The organism is Pantoea sp. V106_11, assembly GCF_029967885.1.
GTDB lineage: Bacteria > Pseudomonadota > Gammaproteobacteria > Enterobacterales > Enterobacteriaceae > Pantoea > Pantoea ananatis.
In genome coordinates, this window is sequence record NZ_JASCAK010000030.1 from 173,668 (window position 1) to 198,992 (window position 25,325).

At 50.6% G+C, this 25,325-nt stretch carries 21 protein-coding genes, 1 tRNA gene and 1 pseudogene; 14 read left to right on the forward strand and 9 right to left on the reverse strand.

What is annotated here, in order from left to right; translation table 11 throughout:
• Positions 1-10: 10 nt before the first annotated feature.
• Positions 11-637, forward strand: coding sequence for an NAD(P)H-dependent oxidoreductase (locus QLG08_RS14560; protein ID WP_013024279.1), 627 nt, complete (start codon positions 11-13; stop codon positions 635-637).
• An 18-nt stretch (positions 638-655) separates the two neighbouring features.
• Positions 656-979 carry a YciI family protein gene (locus tag QLG08_RS14565; RefSeq protein ID WP_013024280.1) on the forward strand — a complete coding sequence of 108 codons (324 nt, stop codon included), beginning with the start codon at positions 656-658 and terminating at the stop codon, positions 977-979.
• 43 nt (positions 980-1,022) lie between these two features.
• Here the strand turns inward: QLG08_RS14565 and QLG08_RS14570 are convergent, their stop codons facing one another.
• Together QLG08_RS14570 and QLG08_RS14575 are read right to left on the reverse strand one after the other, a co-directional pair.
• Entirely contained in the window at positions 1,023-2,684 is a 1,662-nt protein-coding gene (locus QLG08_RS14570; protein WP_013024281.1) for a methyl-accepting chemotaxis protein, read from the reverse strand.
• Positions 2,685-3,246: 562 nt separating this feature from the next.
• Complete coding sequence (locus QLG08_RS14575; RefSeq protein ID WP_014606872.1) at positions 3,247-3,459, reverse strand: cold-shock protein; 213 nt, start codon at positions 3,457-3,459, stop codon at positions 3,247-3,249.
• Between the two features lie 433 nt (positions 3,460-3,892).
• Here QLG08_RS14575 and feoA point away from each other — a divergent pair, with 433 nt between their 5' ends.
• The 8 genes and pseudogenes from feoA (at position 3,893) to QLG08_RS14615 (ending at position 13,901) form a co-directional block, all read left to right on the forward strand.
• Positions 3,893-4,117, forward strand: a complete 225-nt coding sequence (gene feoA, locus QLG08_RS14580; RefSeq protein ID WP_013024283.1) for a ferrous iron transporter A — start codon at positions 3,893-3,895, stop codon at positions 4,115-4,117.
• On the forward strand, positions 4,117-6,438 hold the full coding sequence (gene feoB, locus QLG08_RS14585) for a Fe(2+) transporter permease subunit FeoB (RefSeq protein ID WP_089517677.1): 2,322 nt from the start codon (positions 4,117-4,119) through the stop codon (positions 6,436-6,438). The genes feoA and feoB overlap by 1 nt, the downstream gene beginning before the upstream one ends.
• Before the next feature lie 862 nt (positions 6,439-7,300).
• Positions 7,301-8,299: a glycosyltransferase gene (locus tag QLG08_RS14590; RefSeq protein ID WP_015701205.1), complete on the forward strand. Its 999-nt coding sequence runs from the start codon at positions 7,301-7,303 to the stop codon at positions 8,297-8,299.
• Positions 8,296-9,600 (forward strand): oligosaccharide flippase family protein, encoded by a 1,305-nt coding sequence (locus QLG08_RS14595; protein WP_014606871.1) that lies wholly within the window; start codon positions 8,296-8,298, stop codon positions 9,598-9,600. Before QLG08_RS14590 ends, QLG08_RS14595 begins: the two co-directional genes overlap by 4 nt.
• Positions 9,601-10,002: 402 nt before the next feature.
• Positions 10,003-10,998: a glycosyltransferase family A protein gene (locus tag QLG08_RS14600; protein ID WP_105088396.1), complete on the forward strand. Its 996-nt coding sequence runs from the start codon at positions 10,003-10,005 to the stop codon at positions 10,996-10,998.
• A gap of 594 nt (positions 10,999-11,592) precedes the next feature.
• Positions 11,593-11,741, forward strand: a pseudogene (locus QLG08_RS14605) (transposase); the annotation flags it as partial.
• Between the two features lie 826 nt (positions 11,742-12,567).
• Entirely contained in the window at positions 12,568-13,422 is an 855-nt protein-coding gene (locus QLG08_RS14610; RefSeq protein ID WP_105088393.1) for a hypothetical protein, read from the forward strand.
• Between the two features lie 59 nt (positions 13,423-13,481).
• Positions 13,482-13,901 carry a hypothetical protein gene (locus QLG08_RS14615; protein ID WP_014606869.1) on the forward strand — a complete coding sequence of 140 codons (420 nt, stop codon included), beginning with the start codon at positions 13,482-13,484 and terminating at the stop codon, positions 13,899-13,901.
• Between the two features lie 929 nt (positions 13,902-14,830).
• Here QLG08_RS14615 and QLG08_RS14620 read toward each other — a convergent pair.
• The 6 genes from QLG08_RS14620 to aspA form a co-directional block, all read right to left on the reverse strand.
• Positions 14,831-14,906, reverse strand: a tRNA-Phe gene (locus QLG08_RS14620).
• Positions 14,907-15,012: 106 nt separating this feature from the next.
• Positions 15,013-15,591 (reverse strand): transcriptional regulator, encoded by a 579-nt coding sequence (locus tag QLG08_RS14625; protein ID WP_014606765.1) that lies wholly within the window; start codon positions 15,589-15,591, stop codon positions 15,013-15,015.
• A 64-nt stretch (positions 15,592-15,655) separates the two neighbouring features.
• Positions 15,656-17,350 carry a protein-disulfide reductase DsbD gene (locus QLG08_RS14630; RefSeq protein WP_238493270.1) on the reverse strand — a complete coding sequence of 565 codons (1,695 nt, stop codon included), beginning with the start codon at positions 17,348-17,350 and terminating at the stop codon, positions 15,656-15,658.
• Complete coding sequence (cutA, locus tag QLG08_RS14635; RefSeq protein ID WP_013024296.1) at positions 17,326-17,640, reverse strand: divalent cation tolerance protein CutA; 315 nt, start codon at positions 17,638-17,640, stop codon at positions 17,326-17,328. The genes QLG08_RS14630 and cutA overlap by 25 nt, the downstream gene beginning before the upstream one ends.
• A gap of 57 nt (positions 17,641-17,697) precedes the next feature.
• Entirely contained in the window at positions 17,698-18,999 is a 1,302-nt protein-coding gene (locus tag QLG08_RS14640; protein ID WP_013024297.1) for an anaerobic C4-dicarboxylate transporter, read from the reverse strand.
• Between the two features lie 114 nt (positions 19,000-19,113).
• A complete protein-coding gene (aspA, locus tag QLG08_RS14645) occupies positions 19,114-20,550 on the reverse strand; it encodes an aspartate ammonia-lyase (protein WP_015701111.1) in 1,437 nt (478 codons plus the stop codon).
• A 321-nt stretch (positions 20,551-20,871) separates the two neighbouring features.
• Between aspA and QLG08_RS14650 the strand changes: the two genes are divergently transcribed.
• From QLG08_RS14650 to QLG08_RS14665, 4 genes are all read left to right on the forward strand, one after another.
• Positions 20,872-21,333 carry an FxsA family protein gene (locus tag QLG08_RS14650; protein WP_014606762.1) on the forward strand — a complete coding sequence of 154 codons (462 nt, stop codon included), beginning with the start codon at positions 20,872-20,874 and terminating at the stop codon, positions 21,331-21,333.
• Positions 21,334-21,565: 232 nt separating this feature from the next.
• Positions 21,566-21,859, forward strand: coding sequence for a co-chaperone GroES (locus QLG08_RS14655; protein WP_014606761.1), 294 nt, complete (start codon positions 21,566-21,568; stop codon positions 21,857-21,859).
• A gap of 48 nt (positions 21,860-21,907) precedes the next feature.
• Positions 21,908-23,557: a chaperonin GroEL gene (groL, locus tag QLG08_RS14660; protein ID WP_013024301.1), complete on the forward strand. Its 1,650-nt coding sequence runs from the start codon at positions 21,908-21,910 to the stop codon at positions 23,555-23,557.
• Between the two features lie 192 nt (positions 23,558-23,749).
• The gene (locus QLG08_RS14665; protein WP_014606760.1) at positions 23,750-24,100 is read left to right on the forward strand and encodes a DUF4156 domain-containing protein; all 351 of its coding nucleotides are present in this window, start codon (positions 23,750-23,752) and stop codon (positions 24,098-24,100) included.
• A 161-nt stretch (positions 24,101-24,261) separates the two neighbouring features.
• Here the strand turns inward: QLG08_RS14665 and epmB are convergent, their stop codons facing one another.
• Positions 24,262-25,290 carry an EF-P beta-lysylation protein EpmB gene (epmB, locus tag QLG08_RS14670; protein ID WP_013024303.1) on the reverse strand — a complete coding sequence of 343 codons (1,029 nt, stop codon included), beginning with the start codon at positions 25,288-25,290 and terminating at the stop codon, positions 24,262-24,264.
• Positions 25,291-25,325: the final 35 nt, after the last annotated feature.

The following is a 25,325-nucleotide window of genomic DNA, read 5'->3' on the forward strand; positions in this document are numbered from 1 at the left end:
GGGGAATGACATGATCCGATTACTTCATATCGACGCCAGTATTCTTCAAGCGCAATCCGTTACTCGTCAATTGACGGCAGATATCGCTAGCAGACTGACTGAAAAATACCCGGATACTCACGTGGTTTACCGCGACGTGGTAGCGGATGAGATCAGCCACCTTACAGGACCCATTGCAGCAGGATTCAGATCGCTGGACGGAGACGTGTTCGATGAGCGCGTTATCCAGCAGCATCGATTATCTGAAAGCCTGGTGGCGGAATTCCTTGCCAGTGACGTCATCCTGGTAGGTGCACCTATGTATAACTTCTCGGTGCCAACTCAGCTTAAAGCCTGGCTGGATCGGCTCGCTCAGGCAGGCAAGACCTTCAAATACACCGAGAACGGTCCGGTAGGATTATCCGGTGGGCGAACCGTGATTATTGCTTCAGCACGAGGCGGCTTTTACCACGGTGGTCAGTTTGAAGATATGGATTTTCAGGAGCGCTATCTCTCTGCCTTTTTTGGATTTCTAGGCATCAAGAACATTCATTTTGTTCGTGCAGAAGGGGCGTCAAAAGGCGAAGCAATTCTGCTGCGCGAAATGGATAACGCTCGCCATGCTGCCGCGACGCTTATTCAGTCCCTAAATCTGTAATAAATCGGAGGATAGCTCATGCTTTACGTTATCACGCTCATTTATCGTCGTTCTGAAGCGGAACGAGAAAAATACAATCCAGGTCATAAAGCATGGCTGGCTGACAATATCAAAGCAGGCAAGGTGATATTTGCCGGCCCCCTGGAGCATCAGCGCGGCGGACTGGTATTAGCGGCGGCACCCGATGAGCATGCCGTCAGGACTATGCTGGATGACGATCCTTTTGTTGCATCAGCGTTAGTCGATGTGGTGGTGACAGGCGTGCATCCGGCGCTGGTCTCGTCAGCATTTTTATCTGGTTGGGGCAAGGATACGAAGGTCATTGACGTTTCTGGTCACTAAAACGCGATGCTGCGGGGCAGGCACTTGCCCCGCAGCAATGCAATCAGAAGGACTGCCAGTTTTCCGCTGACAGGCCAGCGCTAGTGCTCTCCGCTAAAGGCTTCTTCAGCGATGGTTTACGCAGCACATTCTGACCTGCGGCCGGGGTTCTGCCTGTGTTAAACACCGCTACCGACTGGCGTAACTGCGTTGCCTGATCCTCCAGCGATGCAGCGGCACTGGCCGACTCTTCAACCAGCGCGGCGTTTTGCTGCGTGACGCCGTCCATTTCAGATACCGCTTTACTCACCTGCTCAATGCCGCGCGTCTGCTCGGCCGAGGCTGAGGCAATCTCTGCCATCAACTGCGTCACGCTGTTAACGGAATTCACAATGCTGCCCATCACATCGCCTGCTTCTGAGGCGTGCGTCGAACCACTGTTTACGCGTTGGGTGGACTGGTCAATCAGCGTGCGTATTTCCTGGGCCGCGCTGGCGCTGCGACCGGCCAGAGACCGCACTTCACCGGCCACCACAGCAAAACCACGTCCCTGCTCGCCCGCACGCGCGGCTTCCACTGCGGCGTTAAGCGCCAGGATATTGGTCTGGAAGGCGATGCTGTCAATAATGCCAATAATGCTGGCGATCTGTTTTGAGCTTTCACTTATCTGTTCAATGTTGGCGATCACCTTCGCGACGATTTGCCCACCCTGCGAGGCCATCACGGAGGCATCTTTCGCCATGGTGGTTGCCTGCTGAGCATTTTCCGCGTTCAGTTTTACCGTTGAGGTGAGCTGCTCCATGCTGGCTGCGGTTTCCTCAAGGGCTGCGGCCTGTTGTTCGGTGCGCGAGGAGAGATCGGTACTGCCGGCAGAAACTTCTGCCGCGCCGGTAAAAATTGACTGCGTGGCATCATCCACAGAGCGGATGGTGACAACCAGCGCACTGCGCATCTCTTCGAGCTGGCGAAGCAGTCTGCCGGTTTCATTTTGACTCTCACTGGCGATCTCCTGAGTCAGATCACCGGCAGAGATAGCACGCATGTAATCCGTCGCCATGCTCAGCGGTTTCAGCAGCAGGGTTCTCAGACCGGCCCAAACAGTGGCAACGGTGACAAGGGCAATGATCGCGATAATCAGCAACGTCCACAGCATATTACTGTAGTTGCTATCGTTTTCAGCGGCTATCTGCTTCATTAACTGGTAGTTCGCACTGCGCCATGTCTGATAAGCCTTATCCAGATTATCCTGAGCTTCCTGCGCATCAAGATTCCCGTAACCCTGATAGTTATTATTTTTCAGGAAGTCTACTGAGGCGAGCATTGTTTCGTGCATCTTGTTGTAAGCCGCCTCGACATTTTTTGTCACCTCAGCATGCTGACCCGGTAATGCGGGTGCGGTCTTATAAGCCTGGAAATACTCATCAGCTTTATCGGCGGATTGTTTTGCCACCTCCAGCAGTTTGGCAATAGACGCCAGTGACGCCGGATCTTTCTGGTTTTTAAGGAAGCGAATCGCCACGCGGCTGATCGTCACGCGGGTTTTAATCAGCGTTTGTACACTGTCGCTCAACTGTTGTTGCTGCAGCGTAAGTTGTTCAGTATGCGAGAAATTGCGCCCGGCCTGACTGACAGAGGAATAAAAAAGAAAGCCCGTAATGGTCAATAGCGCACTAAAAAGAAATAACACGGCAACAATACCCGTCGTGATTTTAAGGTTTTTAAGCATTGCAGTAATCCCGGTAAAAGGTGATACAGGTTTATCGGTATTAAAATGATTAGCTTAATAGTGACGCGATAAATAATGTGATCTATGACAATAACTAAGAAATAAAAGCGGCTTTTCTGAAGAGAGAAAATGTTAGCGAGCCCTTGGGGAACATCGTCTCAATGATAAAAGGCAGCGCGGCTAAAATGTACCATCAGATACATTATTGTGATCTGAGAATAATAAAAAGGTCCACGGTTTGCGCCCATGCATCGTTATTTTGCACACCCGATGCCTGTATTTTCACGTGAATATAATAACGCTTTGAAATAATAATGAAAACCTGATGCCCGGCGCTTTTCTCCCACTGGCGTTATTCGTGCAAGCGATGCAGAGGTTAGCGGATGTCAGGCGTGCTGGCGCAATGGAGGGCGAACAATATTCTGGAAGGCTGCAGCAAGGGCGAATGCAGTTTATGACAGGCATAAAAAAACCCGCACAAGGCGGGTTCTTTTCACAACGACTTAACTGCTCAGGCTGTTGCCATCATCGCTATCGTAAGCGGTCGTGAGGGCATCAGCTGTTACAGAGCAACAACATTGCCAGCTGAAGGACCTTTAGGGCCGTTCTCGATTGAGAACTCCACTTTCTGGCCTTCATCTAATGTTTTGAAATCGCTGCTCTGAATAGCAGAGAAATGTACGAATACATCTTTGCTGCCGTCCTGAGGAGAAATAAAGCCGAAGCCTTTATCAGCGTTAAACCATTTTACTAAACCAGTCATTTTAGTTGACATAGATGTGTCCTTTTCATTTTGAGCCACGCAAGGTGACGAAGATGGCCTGTTTTGCAGATTTTACTTATTGGGCACTTAGGAGGAGGCTCATGAAGAAGGGCATCTGGGAATGACGCTTGAACTGAGGACTGCTTTACTAAAACTGCTTTCATAAGGTCTGTGTTCCAAACCGATGTCGCTACACTATAGAGGTTGAACGTATTAAGCAAGGTTTAATTTTATTTAAGTCAGACAGGCAGGCGGCCATGTAACAAACCCGGCCAGCGCACGGCCTTGCGCTGGCCACGGCCCGTTGTTGAACAGGCCCGCTTATCCCGATCGCCACCACCCCATTCATTTCTGCTTTCCTGGGGTTCTGCCCATCCAGATCAATAAACAAGAATAGTTATCATTTGTATAATCCCTTTCTGCTGTTACCGGAACGGATAAGGCCATGCAAATTACACCAGGTACAACCTATCGCATCAGGGGATACCAACATTCTATTCATCCCGCCTGGCGGCAAAAATTATTAACTATGGGCATGTTACCCGGCACGCTGATTGAGGTCGTTCGGATCGCACCGCTGGGCGATCCCGTTCAGGTCCGCACGCGTCGCGTGAGCCTTGCGGTCAGGCAGCAGGACCTGGCGTCCGTCATGCTGGAAGAAATACGCTGATGAAAACATTGACTCTAGGCCTGATTGGCAACCCAAATACCGGCAAAACCACGCTGTTTAACCAGCTTACTGGCGCACGTCAGCGCGTCGGCAACTGGGCCGGCGTCACTGTCGAACGTAAAGAAGGGCAGTTTTTTACCGCCACAACGGATGTGCGACTGGTGGATTTGCCAGGCACCCGCTCGCTCACCACCTGTTCGGCGGACGGCTCTGTTGATGAAAGCATCGCCTGCCGATACCTGTTTGACGATCACGCCGACCTGATTGTGAACGTGATCGACAGTTCAAACCTGGAGAGCCATCTTTTCCTGACGTTTCAGTTACTGGAACTGGGGGTTCCCTGCATTGTGGCGCTGACTATGCAGGACATTGCGGCCAGCCATAACATTCGCATTGATATCGCTGCACTCTCAGCCCGTCTGGGCTGTCCGGTTGTCACCCTGACTTCTACCCGTGCTGACGGCATCGCTAAGCTGAAAGACGCCATTGATAGCTGGCAAAAAGAGATCGCGCCGCCGCCGGTGGTGTACCCGTCCGGGATCGAAGCAGCGATTTCCCGGCTCCGCGCTATGATGCCCGGCGAGATCAGCACGCAAAAACAGCGCTGGCTGGCGTTACAGCTACTGGAAGGCGATGTTCACAGCCGTGAGGTTTGTCCTGCGGCCGTAGCGCATTTGCCCGAGATTGTTGAGGCGGCTGGCGGCGATCCAGCGATGGTGATCGCCGACAGCCGTTATCAGGCCATTGCGACGCTCTGTGCCGCCGTCAGTAATATTCAGCAGTCGGCGCCGGGCACGCTGACTGAAGGACTGGACAGCATCGTGCTCAACCGGTGGGCAGGTATTCCAGTTTTTCTGGGTGTGATGTACCTGATGTTTGTTCTGTCGATCAATATTGGTGCCGCCCTCCAGCCACTATTCGATAGCGGTTCGGTGGCGCTGTTTATTCATGGCACGCAATGGCTGGGTTTTCACTTTCACTTTCCCGACTGGGTGACGGTGTTTCTGGCACAGGGAATCGGTGCCGGAATCAATACCGTGCTACCGATTCTGCCGCAGATTGGCCTTATGTATCTGTTTCTCTCTTTTCTGGAAGATTCCGGTTACATGGCGCGTGCGGCATTTGTTATCGATCGCCTGATGCAGTCGCTGGGCCTGCCCGGTAAATCCTTTGTTCCCTTAATCGTCGGCTTTGGCTGCAATGTGCCATCCGTTATGGGCGCCCGCACGCTCGACACACCCCGTGAGCGCTTACTTACGGTGCTGATTGCGCCCTTCATGTCCTGCGGCGCTCGTCTGGCCATTTTTGCTGTATTTGCCGCCACGTTTTTTGGGGCTTACAGCGCCAGCCTGGTCTTTTCCCTTTACGTGCTGGGCATTGCTGTGGCGATTATCACCGGGTTGATCCTGAAACATACGCTGCTGCGTGGAGAAGCGTCTCCGTTTGTGATGGAGCTGCCCGTCTATCATCGTCCCCATCTCAAGAGCCTGCTGATCCAGACCTGGCAGCGCCTGAAAATGTTTATCATCCGTGCCGGACGGGTCATCATTTTAGTGAGCATGGTTATCGGTCTGCTCAGCAGCTTTTCGTTTAACGGATCGACGGTGGACAATATCAACCAGTCCGCCCTGGCCTCAGCCAGCAAAGTCGTCACGCCAGCACTGCGGCCAATCGGGATCACTCCGGATAACTGGCAGGCCACTGTGGGCCTGGTCACCGGCATTATGGCAAAGGAAGTGGTGGTTGGAACGCTGAACAGCCTCTATGTCGGAGAAGATGTGCAAAGCGGTGCCTTTGATCCGCAGCACTTTGATCTGTTAGGTGAGCTGGGCGACGCACTCACAGAAACCGGCAACAGTCTGCAAGCGGCGTTTCGCCTGAGCGCGCTGGCAAATCCTATCGAGGCCAGCAAAGGAGACAGTGAAATAAATGCCAGGCAGATGGGCGTGATGAGTGCGAAGTTTGGCAACGGCTTTGCCGCTTACAGCTACTTAATTTTTGTGCTGCTTTACGTGCCCTGCGTCTCGGTTATGGGGGCGATTGCCCGCGAGGCTGGAAGAAACTGGATGCTGTTTTCATTCTTTTGGGGTTTAAACGTCGCCTATTCCGTCGCCACGCTGTTTTATCAGAGCGTCAGCTTCCGCAGCCACCCTGGCGTGAGTGCGCTTTGCCTGATCGGTGTCGTAATGGTCAACGCTGTGGTGTTTGTTCTGCTGCGGCGATTCAGCACGCGCGTGAAGGTGACGCCTTTTTCCAGCGTGGCAACCTCAGTGGGTTGTGGGGGCTGCCAGGGATGCGCCAAACATCAGCATACAGGTTAGGGCGTTTGCCGTGCGACGAATCAGCGCCCGGAACTCGCCTCTGTTGCTGTTGGCGTGATGGGCGCAATGGTACTGATGGTCCGACGCCAGGGCGTTGTCAGTTGCCCCGATCCTGAAAACCACTGTGCCCGCTGACAACAGCCTTAATCACGCGGCAGTTGATTGGCCCTCAGCCTGTTTCGATTTAGGTACAATACATAGTGCGTGCTCATAGGCCCGTGTGAGCATGACGGCTACCGGCCAAAATGTGATGTTTAAAAAAACAGGCCGTTTAAGCAAAAAAGAGTATTCGATATATCAGCCGCGTGAATATTTAGCGTGGCGATATATCTTCAATACACCGATGCATGAAGTTAAACGTTAATTAAACACGATGGCGTCTTCTGCTTTATATATTTATTTAGTTGTGGACTTTGCTGTTTTTTTAGTTATGCCGCCTTTAGCATTTTGATGGCTATTATAAGGATATTCTTATTCCTGAGACAGAATCCTCACTTCCTCCCCGTAAGACTACGATTAAGAGAGTCCTGATTTCGCATTGTGGGGCGGTTTGTAGAGCCGGCTTATTGCGAAAACGATCCGCATTTGTGTAAAGTGGAATATACCATCCTTTGTGCATTTCAGACGGTATTCCAGGTCCTTTATAAATTACAGAATACTCCTAATTTATCTGTTATTGTTTTGTTTTTTTTGGTTTTTTTTATCACTGGAGTTCTTTAAAACATTTTGATACAAAAATTGACGATGTGCCTACATACGACTGATTTAGAGTAGCCAAAAATTGTTCAAATAAAAAATAGTTGGGACTAACTGGCCATCTCTCTGCATTTCATTTTAATAAATTTGTCACACCAGAGGTTATATGATTAATAATCAGCAGGGCCCTTTAGTGTCATTTATTGTGCCCGTTTACAATGGCGCCGAATTTATTGCGCGCTGCGTTAAGAGTATTCTTAAGCAGCCACAGGCTGAGCGCTGTGAACTGATTCTGGTGAATGATGGATCCAGCGATAATTCACTTGAACTGTTGAATGAATACCAGAATTATCCTGGTGTATTGATCATCGATAAGCCTAATGGCGGGGTTTCTTCAGCGCGTAACTGTGGGCTGGACGCCGCAAAGGGTACCTTTATTTCTTTCGTTGATGTTGACGATTTCCTGCCCCCACGTGTACTTGATACCTGGCTGATGCTCATGAAGGACGATGCAATTTTAGCCGTAGGCGAATCGCGTACGTTTTCTCATGATGGGGAACCTCTGTCAGAGGTAACAGAAAACGACACACAGCGCTGTATGAGTGCGGATAAGGCGATAAGTGAACTGCTGTATCACACGCCCAGGCACGGTCTTTGCGATAAGTTTTTCCGCCGAGACATCGTGCAGCAGCAGCAGTTGCGCTTCCGTGAAGATATCTTTAACTTTGAAGATCTGTTGTTTGTCATCAGTTATTTGTCTGCTGCGCGCCACGGGCAGGTCGTGTTTAGCCGTCGTGTGGTTTATCACTATGTCGAATCAAGAAACTCTGCCACGCGTTCGGATCTTAAAGAAAAACACTTCACCTATGTCCGGGCGTTTGCAGGAATTAAAATGCTGCTGCTGCGCCCCCATGAACGCTTTTACTACTTTTTGTTCCTGAAGGTGACCGCTTCGCACATTTACAAAGCACTGCACAGTAGGGAGTTCAACGCTGCGTTTGTTAAGCAATATATCGATCTCTACCGTCAAAATTACCGTGCTTATTGCGCCGCCGGTGTCATTCCGGATGCATGGAGCCTGTACTTCACCTTTTTCTTTCTGTCTCCGCGGCTGGTATCGGGGCTGCGTCACTTCGCACAGAATGTGCTGAGGGCACGGTCGTGAAACAGAAGCTACAAAACTCCCTGTGGATGATTATTGAGAAGCTGGTTGCCGTCTTTGGGCTGATGTTCGTCACCTCTTTTGTGGCGAAATACGTGGGGCCTGTGACGTTCGGCGTCATCGCGATTTCGATGCTGATATTCCAGTTTATCCAGTCGGTTGCCATGATGGGCTGCGACGTCATTCTGCTCAAACGCATTGCGCAGAACCACCGCTCTGGCATCCGGCTTATGGTGCCCGCCGTCATGCTGGTCTTTGCCATCTACTGCGTGTTGTCTGTGATTGGCATCATCGTGATGCGTGAGGAGATGAGTGCTCAGGCTTTTGTCTTTATCTGCGCCGCCGCGCTGGCCTGCCTGTTTTCTGCTATCGACCTGATTAACATCTATAACGAAGCGGTGTTGAATGCCAGGCTGAATGTCATGGCGAATCTGACCGGTCTGCTCATCAGTCTGGGCATTCGCTATGGAATTTCGTACTACCAGCTCGAACCTGAGTTGCTGGCGATTCCGATTGTACTGGCGACTTTTATTCCTTTCGTCATTAAAATTTGCGTGTTTGGCTGGTACCACAGGCATTCTCAGGTACGACCGCCGCTTCCCAGGCTGAGCCATATTCGCCGTTACAGCCGCTATATCCTTCAGGCCGGGCGTTCGCTGGTGATGTCGGTTATCGCGATTACCATTTACACCCGACTGAATCAGCTCAGCGTCTCTTGGTTTTTAGGCCTGAAAGAGGCGGGTATTTTTTCGGTCGCGATGACGTTGTCAGTGGCGTGGGTGTTTTTGCCTAATGCGCTGCTGGCTTCTTTCTATCCGGCTCTGTTTGCCGAACGCGATCCTGACGTGGCCGTGGTGCGGGCCCAAAAACTGCAGTTGCTGGTCATTGCCGTTTCACTTGGTGTGATCCTTGGCATCATCCTTGTCGGCCCGTGGTTTATTGCGCATTTCTATGGCGCGGCCTACACCGAAGCAATTGCGCCCATGGTGCTGTTAAGCGTTGGTGCCATGTTCGGTGTGCTGAGCAGCGTAATGGACAGATTCATCATCAAGTACAACGGTTATCGTTATCTGATCAAAAAAACGTTTTGTGTGTTGGCCGTGTGTCTGGCAACGACGGTAACGTTGGTGCCGCTGTTTGGCATCACCGGAGCGGCGATAAGCGTTGTCATTACCGAGTTTATGGCTTTCACCGTTCTTAATTATTTTTTCCGTGGTCAGCCGATGATGAATATTCATAAAATATTCATCCAGCCGGGTAAATTATGGTTCCTGATTAACCGTACCCTGTTTTCTGGCCGGTAAGTTAAGCTTTTATGAAAGGTATTATTATTTTTGAGAAATAATACCTTTCATCATATTGAAATACATTCTTTGAGATTTAATTTCCTCGTCGATTATCTGTAGGCTTCAGATAAATATTATTTTTATAATCCTGCAAACCTGCGGGAGGCGTACGTATGCCTTTATTATTTCATTCATTATTTTATCTACAGTATTTGATTAAGGTTAATTACTGATCTTCGATGCCGGAATTATACCTGTTTACAGTCAGTTTAATTTAGCGCTTTTATACTGTGATCGTGGATTTATAAATAATTAAAAAGCTCATTTTCTCCAGGGAGATAAGGAATGAAGGCGGCTAAACAGCGCCAGTTTTCCTCTGCCCGATAGTGCCATGACGTATGCTGGTTACGAGGTTTTAAAATGAATGATAAATATTTATTCAGTATAATAATACCGGTTTATAATGCCGAGAAAACGGTGATGCGTACGCTGCAAAGCCTTCTTCTCCAGACATTTAAAAATTATGAAATCATTCTGGTCAATGATGGCAGTAAAGATAACTGCGCTGCGATCCTTGAGGAGTTCAAACAGTACAATAATTTTAAAGTCATTACTCAGGATAATGCCGGGGTTAGCGTCGCCCGCAATACTGGACTGGAAGCGGCATCGGGTGACTATGTTATCTTTATCGATTCCGACGACTGGGTTGACAGTGATTTTCTTGCTGTATTTCATCAGCACCTTTACTCAGGCATTCCACAACCTGTTGATCTGATGGTAGGGAACCTCAAGTGTGATCGCGTAGGCGACCTTTCGACTTACGGTTATTTTACGCAACCCGAGATTCCGGCCGTGCTGGGCGAGATAGAGCTCAGCGATAATATTGGTTATCTTCATAACAAGTGTTACAGAAAAAAAATTATCGATGATTTTAGTATTCGCTTCACTAAAGGCATTTCGATGAGTGAAGATCTCCTGTTTAATCTTAACTATTTCTACTACATCGATAACCTGTTTGTTTTCGACAGTGCCTCCTATCACTATGATGATGTAGAGAACTCGCTTTCAAAGAAACGCGTACTGTATGAAGAGCTGCTGGATCGTAAACATTACCTCAACGACTTATATCAAAGGCTGCTGGTTAAGTATAAAAACGGCGATATGGCCCGCTTTTCTACTGGAATAACCAAACGTAAGCTGACGCTGGATATGCAGATCGTGACCGCGATGTACTACACCACGCTGAATATTAATGAGGTGCGTAACAGCATCAAGCGTATTAAAGATAAGCGTTATCCTGAGAATGTCCTGGGGCTGTTAAACAGAAGCGAGAAAGTGAAGTATCATGTCATGAACGTCAATGCCAGAGCGGCCTATCTGGTGCTGTATATGCTCTACAGATTGCGTTTTTTTTAAGATTCAAACTGTCGCCTTTTTTATTATTCACTACCAGCCTTCTGGTGCAGGGCGGGGCATGTTGTTGTTTTAACTTTACCTGGTTTTGCGATTTCCGGATCGTCAGCATCAGGCGCTGTTTTTCCAGCGTCATTTTGTTAAGGCATGCATAAGAGCGCGGGCTGTTGAATGCCGTCAGCCAACGCTCTGTGATTTTCCCAAATTCAGTCAGTGTCCTTGAGCGATATAACAACCCGTCTGGCAGGTCGTCACGTCCAGTTGAAACGCGGAATAAGAGCACGCTGGGTGGGTTTTATCGCTTTAATCAATGCCAGCATCGGGCAACGACCCCATGAGATTGATGGATTATGATACACAAGAGTAATTTATCCCCTCTTCAATAAGGGAAAAAACGTCATCAAGAACATCATAATAAGTGGCTTCAGACTCGCGTTCTTTCCAGATATCGTAAGCTGAACTGTAGACGAATTCCAAAATAGCCGCGATAGTGTGTGGCCTGATGTCTTTTAAAGGATCGATACCCATTTTCAGTCAATCGCCACGGGTTTAACCGCCCTCTCAGCGTCAGTTGAAATGACTTAATGAGAGGTGTCCATGAGCGGTAAGCGTTATCCCGAAGCGTTTAAAATGGAAGCAGTGAAACATGTCGTTGATCGCGGCCATTCTGTTTCCAGTCTCGCACTACGCCTCGATATCCCCACCCACCGCTTCACGCAGGGATAAAGACGTCAGGTCCGGATTCTTTCTGTAATAATGAACAGTCAGAATATAAATTAATAATTCTGAATCGAATGCATGAAACGCGTTTTGCCGAATTGGAAAGAGATGCAAAAGTATCAAACGATTCATTAAAATATTATTAAATAAAAAATATCAAAAAAAACAATGGGTAACGATATCGGCAATCATTCCAATTTGAATTAATAGCAGCCTATGTAATTTTTTGTAAGTTTTGCGCTTGCATTAACCGTAAAAAAAGCATAGAAAGGTTACAATTTAGCAACATTTAATAAAGTTTTACACTGACACACCTGACAGCTTTCACTTCTGTCTGGAGAGGGAAATGAAAAGACTTTCTGCGTTGTTAACCCTAAAATCTCTAAATAGATGTGCAGGATTGCCCCTGAGTAATTTAATGATGAATCAACGATACCAGACAAGTTCGAATATCGCTGCATCACAGGTTGGGGAATCGGCAGATGACCTTGTTATGTCATGGAGGCCACCAAAAAAAAGCGGAACCTTGAGTAAGGGTTGCAGCATACTGGCTTACCAGTACAGGTGGCAAATAAATGGCAGCGACTCAACCACATGGCATTCTATTCCTCAATATGCCACCTGCTTTCAGCGTTTTCGTGTTGAAAATGGCCTAATAACCAGAGGGTATTCTTCTGGCGTTTGTCCGAAAAGACCTGAAGGTGCGAAGTTGATTCCCAACACACCGGTATCAAAATCAACGCTTTAAAGCTAGCTGGTCATAATATTGATATCAAATAAATCTGTCATGCCAGATTTACTTGATATTAACTTTCATTGAAGCTTTATAGTAAAGATTACTTGAAGGTAAAAATGAAAAAAAACAAAAAAAACATTCCATTATGCTTCGTAAAAAAGACACGCAACGCTGTTTTTAACAGAAGCATAGCGGCGCTCTTTTCAGCGCTTATCGCTTTTATTTTTTGTTTTTTTTCTGGCGGTGGTGCTTATGCCCAGTCTGCTGGAATATTATCTGCCACAGATAATCAAGACGACTATAAAGAAAACAGTGACAAAGCCTCTCATTCAGAGGGTAGTGCCCTGGCGCTCCCGACAATGTATGTGGTACTTGAATGGGAGTGGTTGCCAAATGGTGAAAACCTTGCGCGCAAGAATTATCAAGTGAAACTTGATGCCTGCAAGGGTTCCGGTATGCCTTTCAAAGCGCTTTCAGCACAAGATGAGGCCAGGCTGGGTAAGGGAGAGGTAGAGATATCTATTGATGGACATCATCAGGTTGCTAAGGAAGTCAGCTGGACGATGAGCGCTGAGGGTGAGGATGCTCAACATGCCTGTATGATTACACTCGAAGAACACACAGACCAAAACGAAGTTAAAGATGCTGCAGAGGAAGGAATGTATCAGGCTATCGACAGCGACAGTCGCATTCAAAATCATCAGAATGCCCAGTCTGTCGGTTGGAAAATAACGGGAGAAAAGCAATATAAAGGTATTCCCTGTACTGCCTGGAGTAATGGTAAACAAGAGGTCTGTATGTGGTCAGGTGGATTAAAATGGGGTTTTGATGATTCAGCAATGGATACCGCGGGATGTTCTGTAAGTACTGCCGGTGATTTTCTCACGTCTATACCTGTTGACGCGAAGCCTTTAAAAGGGGCAAGCGGGTGTTTATTCGAACTCAAGACATTCAATATTAATAAAAGCTAACTCACCTTTTTTATCGATTCCATAAAGCGGTCAGTCGTTCACAACTCATGGAGAAAAAAATGAAAAGCATCATGGTTCTTTTCACAATAATGTTCGTATTAACAGGATGTAGCACATCGGGTGGGGAGGATAAATTTAGCCGCACTTATGTTTCATCCCATATCATAGCCAACAAAACCACACAGGCTGAAGTCAAGGCGCTTTATGGCGTACCTGACGATCAAAGTTCATCCTCAGATGGTTCGGTCAACTGGCGTTATAGAAAGGGTGGAAACTTAAGTACTGCGTCAAGCGTCTTAGGATATATTCCGGGCGTGAGTGCCCTCTCAAGCGCCGTTGGAATGGCTTCGAGTGCGCAAGGTGCCTCTGAGTCAATGACAAAAGCATCCGGCAAACTGACTGGCAATACTGAGCAACATAGTGATTATTTATCCGTTTGGTTTGATAAAAACAACGTTGTAAGTAATTGGTATATGTAAAACTGGAAGTTAAAGAGGGTGAGATTATATGTCACCCTCTTTTTTAAATTTTTATTGCCAATGCTTTACGACTGACTTTCGTTTTTTATGAATAATTGATGTAGAACGGATTTCGTCGTTAGCGCTCTGGCACCGCGCCGCCTCAATCAGATTTAACCTTATCATTATATCCTAACGTCTAATCCTGACCCCGAGTTTAATCCAGTTATAATCAGGGCTAGCCAGTTTCGGTCTGGCTGAATTAAATGTATCCGGCAGGGAATTAAATACCCTGTACGCCCGTCCATCTTCAGTAATGCGTCGGGCACACATTGAAAGAAATGTCAGGCTCTGTTCTCAGGTGATTGACACTACGCTTTAAGACGTGTCGGTTGTGCACAAATTTATCTAAACAGCGATGAATTCCCTTTTCCACCAGAAAAAATCAGAGCCTGAAATCAGCGACTCGCTGCACGCCGTGAGGGATTCCTGTCTGCTAATCAACGGACAGGCCGCGATCACATTATTCCCTAATAGGGTTTTGCAGGGCGGATCCGATATCAGCGTCGCGCCTCGCTAAACCGCATAAAACTGTTTGCGGGCCTTTACCGATCGCCATTTTGCCCCCACATCTGCAAAATCAGCTGCCGGGATTGTCACGCCGAAATATAACCCTACTGGCGACGCGTGTCGTGCTTGCATGGGTTGCCAGAGCATAGCGCTGTTCGTTGAATGATGTTGCTGCAGCTTGTCAGGTTCATTGTGCAGCGTGGCAGTGCGGATGGCGTATTGATGGGGGTTCCAGCGTTTATCGAACCCACGAGCTTGCAGTTATACCCTAAAATCCAGATTTAAAAAAACCCGTTGATATTCAGTGATATCATCGGGTTTATTTAACGTACTGATTTTTTATGTCTCCGGACTGACTAAGCTATCCCAAGACAATAATATGGTGCCCGAACCCGGAATCGAACCAGGGACACGGGGATTTTCAATCCCCTGCTCTACCGACTGAGCTATTCGGGCAACGGGGCGCATTAAACCGTAAAGGCCGCAGGCCGTCAACGGCTTTGATAAAAAAACCACGCAAAACGTGACTGATTGCCTGAATTTCAGTCAAAGACGATGAAACTCAGGCCAGTGCGCCGTTTTTACGGCAGAGGGCGATACTCAATACGTCTTCCGCCAGGCGTTTCGCCACATCAACGTCCTGCACGTTGCGTTTAACCAGCAGTTTGCTCAGGCAGCCTTCCAGTATCAGTTCCATTTGATCGGCAACCATACTGGGGTTATCCAGACCAAGCGAGGTTAAGATGGTATGCGTAAATTGCCATGAGGCGCGCTTCTGCTTTTCTGCCAACTGATGGATGGGCTGATCGGGCTGGGGATAAAAACTGCAGGCGGCGATAAACAGGCAACCGGGAAAGCGGCCCTTGTTGACCTGCTCGTTTAATCCTTCATAGCGTGCCATCAGCTTCTGATCAGGACGCAGAGCGTCGTTCTGCAGAATGTCATGGCGCCACTGTTCAATCTGCTGGGCGTGAAACTGCAGTGCATCGTAGAGCAGCGCGTCACGATCGGGCCAAAACTGTTCAAGCTGTGTCAGGCTGAGCTGCATATCATCGGCCAGGATTGCCAGCGATGAGGTCGCCGCCAGACCGTTTTGTTCCAGTACGTTTAACGCATGGTCAAGTATCTGTTCACGTTGCAAATCGTTCTCCTCTGGTGTGCAAGCCTGTTTTGTTCAGCAGACTGTGTCCTGGTTCCAGTGTTGTTTACTCATGCAATTTCTGCAAATGCGCGCGAAAATCATTCGCCTTCAGGAAGCCGGTAATACGCGATTCCGGGATCTCTTTTCCTGTCGCATCAAAGAACAAAATCGTGGGTAACCCGAGCACGTGCAAATGCTGCAACAGCGCATTATCGGTGGCGGTGTTCGCCGTGACGTTAGCCTGCAACAGCTGCACATTGTTCAGGCTGTCACGTACCGCGCTGTCGCTAAAAGTATATTTTTCAAACTCTTTACAGGCCACGCACCAGTCCGCATAGAGATCCACCATGGTGATACGGCCCTGAGCCTGCTGCAGGGCCTGGTCTACCTGTTCAACGGTTTGAACAGGCTGAAAGGGAAGGTGCGCGATGTTTTGCTGCGGCGCGCCGCTGCCAAAGGCCCAGTCCTGCAACGGGCGGGCGCTGATCAGGGCGGCGACCAGCATCATAATTTGCATCACGCGCCATTTGCCGCCGCTGGCGCGTAAGCTCGCGCTGAATGCCCAGGCAAAGAATGCCACGGCCAAAAGGCTCCACAAACGCATGCCCCACAGATCGCCCAGTATCCGCTCCAGCAGGAAGACCGGCAGCGCGAGAATAACAAAACCAAACCCTTCTTTGACGGTCTGCATCCAGGGACCGCTTTTAGGGAGAAAGCGGTTGCCAAACAGGGTAACGGCAATCAACGGCAATCCCATCCCGACGGCATACAGCCACAGCGTACCGGCACCGGCCAGCAGGTTTCCGCTCTGCGCGATATAAAGCAGAATCGCGCTGAGTGGCGCAGTGGTGCAGGGCGAGCAGATTAGGCCTGCCAGCGCGCCCATCAGGAAAACGCCCGGCAGTGAGCCGCCTTGCTGACGATTGCTCCACAGTGCCAGACGCGTTTGCACGCTGGCGGGAAGCTGTAGCGAAAACAGGCCAAACATCGACAGGGCTAACAGTATAAACAGCGCCGATAAGCCAATAAGCACATAAGGATGCTGCAACGCCGCCTGAAAGCGCAGGCCCGCCGCCGCCACAATCACGCCCAGTAAGGTATAAGTGAGCGCCATTCCCTGCACATAGACCATGGCCAGCGCAAACAGCCTGCCCAGTGAATAGTTACGCTTACCGCCAAGGATAATGCCAGAGATCAGCGGATACATCGGCAATACACATGGCGTGAAGGCCACGCCGATGCCAATCAGCAGCGCCCAGAGCGGCGAAAAGGGCAGAGGGTTGGCGCTGGCAGGCGCAACGGCTGGCGGGGACATTGTGGCGGCTACCGGGGAAAGGGGGATGCTGCGGGTTTCCGGTGGATAACAGAAGCCGGCGGCGGCACAGCCTTGATAACTTACGCTAAGGGTCGCTCCTTTCGCGGCCTGCTGCAGTATGATGGGCACGCTGAGATCCTGCGGGTAAATCTCGCTTTTACCAAAAAATTCATCTTCATGCGGCTGGCCCGCAGGCAGGGCTAACGGCGCAATACGTGCATCATGGGGCACGACCTTAATCTGTTGGCGGTAAAGGTAATAGCCCTCTTTGACTTTCCAGTGCAGGTTAAGCTGCGAGCCTTGCTGATCGAAATCAAAGGCAAAAGCCTGGTCAACGGGCAAAAAGCGGCTGGTGGTTTTGGGGGAAAATAAGGCAGCCTGCGCCTGCAGGCAGATAAACAGCGCCAGTACCAGTGTGATTAAGCGAGAGATGCGTGCAGCCATGACAAGTATTCACTGTCTCCATGTTGAACCGGAAGTACCAGCAGTTCTGGTACATCGTAAGGATGCGCGAGCTTAAGCAGTTCGATCAAGGCCTGCTGATGGGCTGTGTCGCATTTGAGTAACATCTGAACTTCGCTGGACTGCGCCAGTTGGCCCTGCCAGACATAATATGACGTTGCACCCGGCAAGAGGGTGACACAGGCGGCCAGCCTGGCCTGCAGCGCCTGTGTGGCAAGCTGTTGCGCACAGGCCTGGTCTGGCGCAGTACAGAGGATGATAACGGCGTTCATCGTAACGATCCTGTTGAAAATAACGCCGATAGTAGCACGTTCCCTGCCCGGCTGGAGTTACAGTAACAGCCCACCAAAAATAAAGCCGAACATGACAGACAAGGTGATAGCAAGGACGCCAGGAATAATAAAGGCATGGTTGAAGACAAACTTACCGATTCGGGTCGAACCCGTATCGTCCATCTCCACGGCGGCTAACAGGGTGGGATAGGTCGGTAAAACAAACAGCGCAGACACGGCGGCAAATGAAGCGATGGCTGTCAGTGGCGTTACGCCAAGCGCTAACGCGGCAGGCAGCAGGGCTTTGGCGGTGGCGGCCTGGGAATAAAGCAGCATGGAAGAGAAGAACAGCACCAGCGCCAGCATCCACGGATAGGTTTTTAAGGTATCGCCCGCCAGCATCTGGATATCAGCCAGATGGGCTTTTACAAAGGTGTCGCCCAGCCAGGCCACGCCCATCACACAGATGCAGGCGCTCATGCCAGACTTGAATGTGCTGGCGCTGAGGATAGCACCGGTATCAATTTTGCAGGTCAGACTGATCAGCGTGGCAATAGTGAGCATAAACACGACGATCGCCTCATTGCGCGGCAGCGGTGGGTTAGCGATCAGGTTGACGCTTTCGCTGGTGGCGGTGGCGTAAATCACCACGGCGGCAATACCGGCCAGGAACAGCAGTACCGATTTTTTAGCGCCGGGTTGAGTCTGATAAACCGTCTCGCCGCGTAGCGTCACTTCACCTTTCGCCAGCCTTGCCTGGTAAACCTCATCATCTTTTAGCTCTTTACCCAGAAAATTGGTCACCAGGGCGGCAAGAAACAGCCCCACCATGGTGGCCGGAATGGCAATCGCCAGCAGCATGATATAGCTCACCCCGCGCGGTTCCAGCAGCGTGGCAAAGAACACCACCGCTGCCGAAATGGGAGAGGCGGTAATGGCGACCTGAGAGGCGACAACCGCAATCGATAACGGGCGGGAAGGCCGGACGCCTTGCTCTTTCGCCACTTCAGCAATGACCGGCAAGGTGGAGAAGGCGGTGTGGCCGGTACCCGCCAGCAGGGTCATCATGTAGGTCACCAGCGGCGCAAGGAAAGTGACATAACGTGGATGACGACGCAGCAAACGTTCGGCAAGGCTGACCAGATAATCCATGCCGCCCGCCACCTGCATGGCGGCAATCGCGGCGATCACGGCCATGATGATTTCGATCACATCAAAAGGGATCGCACCGGGCTTCATGCCAAAGCCCAGCGTCAGGATCAGGACGCCTGTGCCGCCTGCGAAACCTATGCCGATGCCGCCCAGGCGTGCGCCCAGCCAGATCGCCATCAACACGATAAACAGCTCAATCAGGAACATCTGTCACTTCCTCAAACAGGATTAGCCGGTAAGCAAACTCATCCTTTTAACAAACAAAAAGGCACATCGTTTTGATTACGATGTGCCTTTTACATCAGTAAGTACAATTAAGCCTTACTGTTCGTTTTCGTCGGTGTAACGTTTGGCTTTATAAACCGGATACATCAGGTTTTGCACAGAGAAAATATCGTCCAGCTCGCTTTCGGTGAGCAGGCCGCGCTCAAGCACCACTTCGCGAACGCTTTTACCGGTTTCGGCACAAATTTTACCGACGATATCGCCATTATGGTGCCCAATGTAGGGGTTCAGGTAAGTGACGATGCCAATGGAGTTAAACACATAAGCTTCACAGACCGCTTTGTTGGCTGTGATGCCGTTAACGCATTTTTCCAGCAGGTTGTAGCAAGCGTTAGTCAGGATGCTGACCGACTCAAACAGCGCCTGGCCAATCACCGGTTCCATAACGTTAAGCTGCAGCTGCCCGGCCTCGGACGCCATGGTGACCGTGGTATCGTTGCCAATCACTTTGAAGCACACCTGGTTTACCACCTCAGGCACTACCGGATTCACTTTGGCAGGCATGATTGAGGAGCCGGCCTGCAATTCTGGCAGGTTAATTTCGTTCAGGCCGGCACGCGGACCCGACGAGAGCAGGCGAAGGTCGTTACAAATTTTAGAAAGCTTCACGGCCAGACGCTTCAGCGAAGAGTGCACCATAACGTAGGCGCCGCAGTCGGAGGTGGCCTCGATCAGATCTTCGGCTGGCACCACCGCCAGGTTACTGACTTCTGCCAGTTTCTGAACGGCTAAGTGTTGGTAGCCATCCGGCGTATTCAGGCGAGTACCAATAGCGGTCGCGCCCAGGTTAACCTCCAGCAGCAGTTCGCCAGTGCGCAAAATGCTTTTCGTCTCTTCATTGAGCAGCACGCTAAACGCATGGAATTCCTGACCCAGCGTCATCGGCACCGCATCCTGTAGCTGAGTACGGCCCATTTTTAAAATCGTCTGGAATTCGTCAGCTTTACGCTGGAAACCTTCGGCTAACTGGCTGATGCCGTCGAGCAGTTTCAACAGCGAGCTGTAAACGGCGATGCGAAAGCCGGTCGGGTAAGCATCATTGGTGGACTGGCATTTATTCACGTGGTCGTTGGGATTCAGATACTGGTATTCGCCTTTCTGATGCCCCATCAGCTCCAGACCAATATTGGCCAGCACTTCATTGGTATTCATGTTGACCGAGGTGCCCGCGCCGCCTTGATACACATCGACCGGGAACTGATCCATGCAGCGACCTTTGTTCAGCACTTCATCGCAGGCCTGAATAATGGTATTGGCGATGTCACGCGGCAACGTCTGCAGCTCTTTATTGGCCATCGCCGCCGCTTTTTTTACCATCACCATGCCGCGCACAAACTCAGGAATATCACTGATTTTGCTGTTGCTGATGTAAAAGTTTTCAATCGCACGCAAAGTATGAACGCCATAATAAGCATCCGCCGGAACTTCGCGCATGCCTAACAGGTCTTCTTCGATACGAATGTTGTTCGCCATGATAACCTTCTTGTTGTCACTGCTAACCATCGCAGATGATGTGTTTGTTTTGTGGGGAAGCGCCAGAACCGCTATTTTATCCGTATTCAGGCGGGTGAGCACGATCCTATTCTGACCCAGCCCTAAAGCGCGAACAGAGATCACCTTACTGGCCTTATGACGTTAACAATATGTGAAATTGCTCACAAATTTAACCCTGCAGCAAAAATTTGCCTGGCACGGTTGAAATGGGCGGCCTGAATGACCATCTCTGTATCTTGTTATCATCATTTTTACGCTGCCGGGTCATCAGCCGGGCAGCCTGACTCACAGGAGAATCCGGTGCGCTGGTTACCGTTAGTGATCTTTTTCGTACTGGCCTGGATTGAGATCTCGCTTTTCATTCAGGTTGCACACGTCCTTGGCGTGCTGCTCACCATGCTGCTGGTGGTTTTCACCTCCTGCATCGGCGTGTCTTTGGTAAAAAATCAGGGCATGAAAAACTTTATGCTGATGCAGGAGAAGCTGGCTCGTAACGAAAGTCCGGCGCAGGAAATGGTGAAAAGCGTTTCGCTGATCATTGCCGGTTTCCTGCTGCTGCTGCCGGGTTTCTTTACCGACATGCTGGGCCTGCTGCTCTTACTGCCACCGGTGCAAAAACACCTGACCTTAAAACTGATGCCGCATCTGCGCGTCTGGCGGGGGCCGGGTGCAGGCCCGGACAGCGGTTATACAATGGATGGCGAGTTCGAACGCAAAGACAGCGATCGCCTTGAACATCATGACGATCCAAAAGATCGTTAATCTCATCCTCTTAGCGCGACATCAGGTCGCGCTTTTTGTTTGTCTTCTGACCCGTCCGCGCGGTTTGTCTAAAAAGCCATCAGTTGCATCATCAGACTAAAAAAATTTGTGGGTTGCCCCCTTGAAAGTGTCAGGTCGCGGCCCTATCTCTCTGGTCACGAGGCCGGAAGCCACACAGCCCGGTATTCAACCCAAAAATGAATGATTGGACTTCTCAAAGGAGAGCTATCAAATGAAAATTCGTCCATTACACGATCGTGTCATCGTGAAGCGTAAAGAAGTTGAAGCTAAGTCAGCGGGTGGCATTGTGCTGACCGGTTCTGCAGCAGGCAAATCCACGCGTGGTGAAGTCCTGGCTGTGGGCAAAGGCCGTATCCTTGAGAGTGGCGAAGTGAAGCCGCTGGACGTACAAGTTGGTGACGTCGTGATCTTCAGCGAAGGCTACGGTGCCAAAACTGAAAAAATCGACAACGAAGAAGTCCTGATCATCTCTGAAAGCGACATTCTGGCGATTGTTGAAGCGTAAGTTTTACGCGTAATTCACTGAACGAAACGAATTTAAGGGAAATTTGAAATGGCAGCTAAAGACGTAAAATTCGGTAATGACGCACGCGTAAAAATGTTGCGTGGCGTGAACGTACTGGCAGATGCAGTAAAAGTTACCCTGGGCCCGAAAGGCCGTAACGTGGTTCTGGATAAATCTTTTGGTGCACCGACCATCACTAAAGATGGTGTTTCTGTTGCGCGTGAAATCGAGCTGGAAGACAAGTTCGAAAACATGGGCGCACAGATGGTGAAAGAAGTTGCCTCTAAAGCGAACGACGCGGCAGGCGACGGTACCACCACGGCAACCGTGCTGGCGCAGTCCATCATCACCGAAGGCCTGAAAGCCGTTGCAGCGGGCATGAACCCGATGGATCTGAAGCGCGGTATCGACCAGGCGGTCATCGCTGCGGTTGAAGAGCTGAAAAAACTGTCTGTTCCTTGCTCAGATTCTAAAGCTATCGCTCAGGTAGGGACTATCTCTGCTAACTCTGATGAAACCGTCGGTACCCTGATCGCTCAGGCGATGGAAAAAGTGGGCAAAGAAGGCGTCATCACCGTTGAAGAAGGCACCGGCCTGCAGGACGAGCTGGACGTGGTTGAAGGTATGCAGTTCGACCGTGGCTACCTGTCTCCGTACTTCATCAACAAGCCAGAAACAGGTGCCGTTGAGCTGGAAACCCCGTTCATCCTGCTGGCTGACAAGAAGATTTCTAACATCCGTGAAATGCTGCCAGTGCTGGAAGCCGTTGCGAAAGCAGGCAAACCACTGCTGATCATCGCGGAAGACGTAGAAGGCGAAGCGCTGGCGACGCTGGTGGTGAACACCATGCGCGGCATCGTGAAAGTGGCTGCGGTTAAAGCACCGGGCTTCGGCGACCGCCGTAAAGCCATGCTGCAGGATATCGCTATCCTGACCGGCGGTACCGTGATCTCTGAAGAGATCGGTATGGAGCTGGAAAAAGCAGCACTGGAAGATCTGGGCCAGGCGAAGCGTGTCGTGATCAACAAAGACACCACCACCATCATCGATGGCGTGGGTGAAGAAACCACTATTCAGGGTCGTGTCACTCAGATTCGTCAGCAGATTGAAGAAGCCACCTCTGACTACGACAAAGAAAAACTGCAGGAGCGCGTAGCGAAACTGGCAGGCGGCGTTGCCGTTCTGAAAGTGGGCGCAGCAACTGAAGTTGAAATGAAAGAGAAAAAAGCACGCGTTGAAGATGCCCTGCACGCAACCCGTGCTGCGGTTGAAGAAGGCGTGGTTGCAGGTGGTGGTGTGGCGCTGGTTCGCGTTGCAGCACAGCTGACCGAACTGCGTGGTCAGAACGAAGACCAGAACGTGGGTATCAAAGTTGCGCTGCGCGCAATGGAATCTCCACTGCGTCAGATCGTTTCTAACGCCGGCGAAGAGCCTTCTGTTGTGGCGAACAACGTGAAAGCAGGCGACGGTAACTACGGTTACAACGCGCAGACTGAAGAATACGGCAACATGATCGACTTCGGTATTCTGGACCCAACCAAAGTGACCCGTTCTGCTCTGCAGTACGCGGCATCGGTTGCTGGCCTGATGATCACCACCGAATGTATGGTCACTGACCTGCCGAAAGGCGATGCGCCAGACTTAGGTGCAGGCGCTGGCGGTATGGGTGGCATGGGCGGTATGGGCGGCATGATGTAATCGCCCCTGACGCTTGCGTCATAAGAACCCCCGATCGGAAACGGTCGGGGGTTTTTCTTTTGCAGAGGAAAGGGTATAAGTAGGGGCGCAACGGTTACGTTGGCACGGATTAGGGCAATGAATGTTCAGAAAAAATGCGTGTTTTTCTGCTACGCTGCCATCCGACACTGATGATAATAAATGGGGATTATAATGCGTATTAACCTCTTGCTCGGTCTTACGGCTGGTGCGTTATTGCTTGCAGGCTGCAGCAGCTCAACCGACCTGACTTCTGCTGGACAGCGCGTCACCTTTACCGATCAGCAGCCTGGCAAACAATGTCAGCTTCTGGGCAGCCTGACCGGCTCGCAAAGTAACTGGTTAAGCGGAGCCGGTGGCGAAACCAGCGCGCTGCGCGGTGCAGCTAACGACCTGCGGAACCGTGCTGCCGAAATGGGCGGAAACGTCATTTATGGCGCAACCAGTCCTACACAAAACCTGCTTTCAGCCTTTGCACCACTCGACAGCAAGATGACCGGCCAGGTCTATAAATGCCCTAACTGATCCTGCGCTGAACAGGCAACATTTTTTGAGACGACCGGCCAATGTGCCGGTCGTTTTTTTAGCGTTTATCAATGGCTTTTAGCCGCCAGTGCAACGGGTTGGCAGCCCGCTGCTCGGCGGAAATGAGGCTTGCGGCTACCGGGCTGTGTGCCGCCCGTGATTTATTCCTGCCGAAGTTGCAGATCCAGCGGGGTTTTACTGGGTTCCCCGCCGATCTCACGTGCCAGCTTCGGCACCAGATAACCGGACACCCGCGGCAGCAGGCTACGCATCAACGCCCGGGCTTCTTCATCAGAAACGAAGAAATGCGCTGCGCCCTGCACTTTGTCCAGCACATGCAGGTAGTAGGGCAGAATGCCGGCATCAAACAGCGCATTGCTCAGCGCCGCCAGGGTTTGTGCATCATCATTCACGCCGCGCAGCAGTACGCTCTGATTAAGCAGCGTCACGTCAGCACGTTTCAGGCGCAGCATGGCATCACAAAGCGCCTCATCAATCTCACGGGCGTGGTTGATGTGGGTGACCATCAAGACCTGAAGCCGCGTTTCCGCCAGCGTCTGACACAGCGCCTCGGTAATGCGATCCGGAATCACGACCGGCAGTCGACTGTGAATACGTAGCCGTTTCAGATGCGGGATAGCGCCCAGCGCGTCAATGAGCCAGGCCAGCTCATGATCTTTTGCCATTAACGGATCGCCACCCGAAAAGATGATCTCATCCAGTTCAGGATGGGCGGTAATATAATCCAGCGCGGCCTGCCAGTTACGCTTGTTGCCCTGATTATCCTGATAGGGAAAATGACGGCGGAAGCAGTAGCGGCAGTTCACCGCGCAGCCGCCTTTGACCAGCAGCAATGCACGGTTTTTATATTTATGCAGTAATCCCGGCACGACGCTATTTTGTTCGTCCAGCGGATCGGTGCTATAACCTGGCGCGTCGACAAACTCCTGACGGCTGGTCAGGACCTGGAGTAGAAGGGGATCCTGCGCATCGCCTTTTTTCATTCGCCGGATAAAGGCGCGCGGCACGCGCAGGGCAAAAAGTCGGCGTGCGTCGCCGCCAGCAGCCAGATCCGGATGATGGTCGAGCGCTAAAAGTTGCAGTAATTCATGAGGATCAGTGACAACATCAGCAAGTTGCTGCAACCAATCTTCTCTGGAAGGGGAATTTAGGGTTACAATGTGTGCCATTTTTTTGGCTATTACCAGTTAATATCTACAGAGGG

Excerpts from the sequence above, each read along its gene's own strand:
- QLG08_RS14610 (WP_105088393.1), top strand. The coding sequence starts at position 12,568 with ATGAAAAAAAACAAAAAAAACATTCCATTATGCTTCGTAAAAAAGACA.
- QLG08_RS14615 (WP_014606869.1), top strand. The coding sequence starts at position 13,482 with ATGAAAAGCATCATGGTTCTTTTCACAATAATGTTCGTATTAACAGGA.
- QLG08_RS14570 (WP_013024281.1), bottom strand. The coding sequence starts at position 2,684 with ATGCTTAAAAACCTTAAAATCACGACGGGTATTGTTGCCGTGTTATTT.
- cutA (WP_013024296.1), bottom strand. The coding sequence starts at position 17,640 with ATGAACGCCGTTATCATCCTCTGTACTGCGCCAGACCAGGCCTGTGCG.
- QLG08_RS14655 (WP_014606761.1), top strand. The coding sequence starts at position 21,566 with ATGAAAATTCGTCCATTACACGATCGTGTCATCGTGAAGCGTAAAGAA.
- QLG08_RS14560 (WP_013024279.1), top strand. The coding sequence starts at position 11 with ATGATCCGATTACTTCATATCGACGCCAGTATTCTTCAAGCGCAATCC.
- feoA (WP_013024283.1), top strand. The coding sequence starts at position 3,893 with ATGCAAATTACACCAGGTACAACCTATCGCATCAGGGGATACCAACAT.
- QLG08_RS14665 (WP_014606760.1), top strand. The coding sequence starts at position 23,750 with ATGCGTATTAACCTCTTGCTCGGTCTTACGGCTGGTGCGTTATTGCTT.
- QLG08_RS14630 (WP_238493270.1), bottom strand. The coding sequence starts at position 17,350 with ATGGCTGCACGCATCTCTCGCTTAATCACACTGGTACTGGCGCTGTTT.
- aspA (WP_015701111.1), bottom strand. The coding sequence starts at position 20,550 with ATGGCGAACAACATTCGTATCGAAGAAGACCTGTTAGGCATGCGCGAA.
- epmB (WP_013024303.1), bottom strand. The coding sequence starts at position 25,290 with ATGGCACACATTGTAACCCTAAATTCCCCTTCCAGAGAAGATTGGTTG.
- QLG08_RS14590 (WP_015701205.1), top strand. The coding sequence starts at position 7,301 with ATGATTAATAATCAGCAGGGCCCTTTAGTGTCATTTATTGTGCCCGTT.
- QLG08_RS14600 (WP_105088396.1), top strand. The coding sequence starts at position 10,003 with ATGAATGATAAATATTTATTCAGTATAATAATACCGGTTTATAATGCC.
- groL (WP_013024301.1), top strand. The coding sequence starts at position 21,908 with ATGGCAGCTAAAGACGTAAAATTCGGTAATGACGCACGCGTAAAAATG.
- feoB (WP_089517677.1), top strand. The coding sequence starts at position 4,117 with ATGAAAACATTGACTCTAGGCCTGATTGGCAACCCAAATACCGGCAAA.
- QLG08_RS14565 (WP_013024280.1), top strand. The coding sequence starts at position 656 with ATGCTTTACGTTATCACGCTCATTTATCGTCGTTCTGAAGCGGAACGA.
- QLG08_RS14575 (WP_014606872.1), bottom strand. The coding sequence starts at position 3,459 with ATGTCAACTAAAATGACTGGTTTAGTAAAATGGTTTAACGCTGATAAA.
- QLG08_RS14640 (WP_013024297.1), bottom strand. The coding sequence starts at position 18,999 with ATGTTCCTGATTGAGCTGTTTATCGTGTTGATGGCGATCTGGCTGGGC.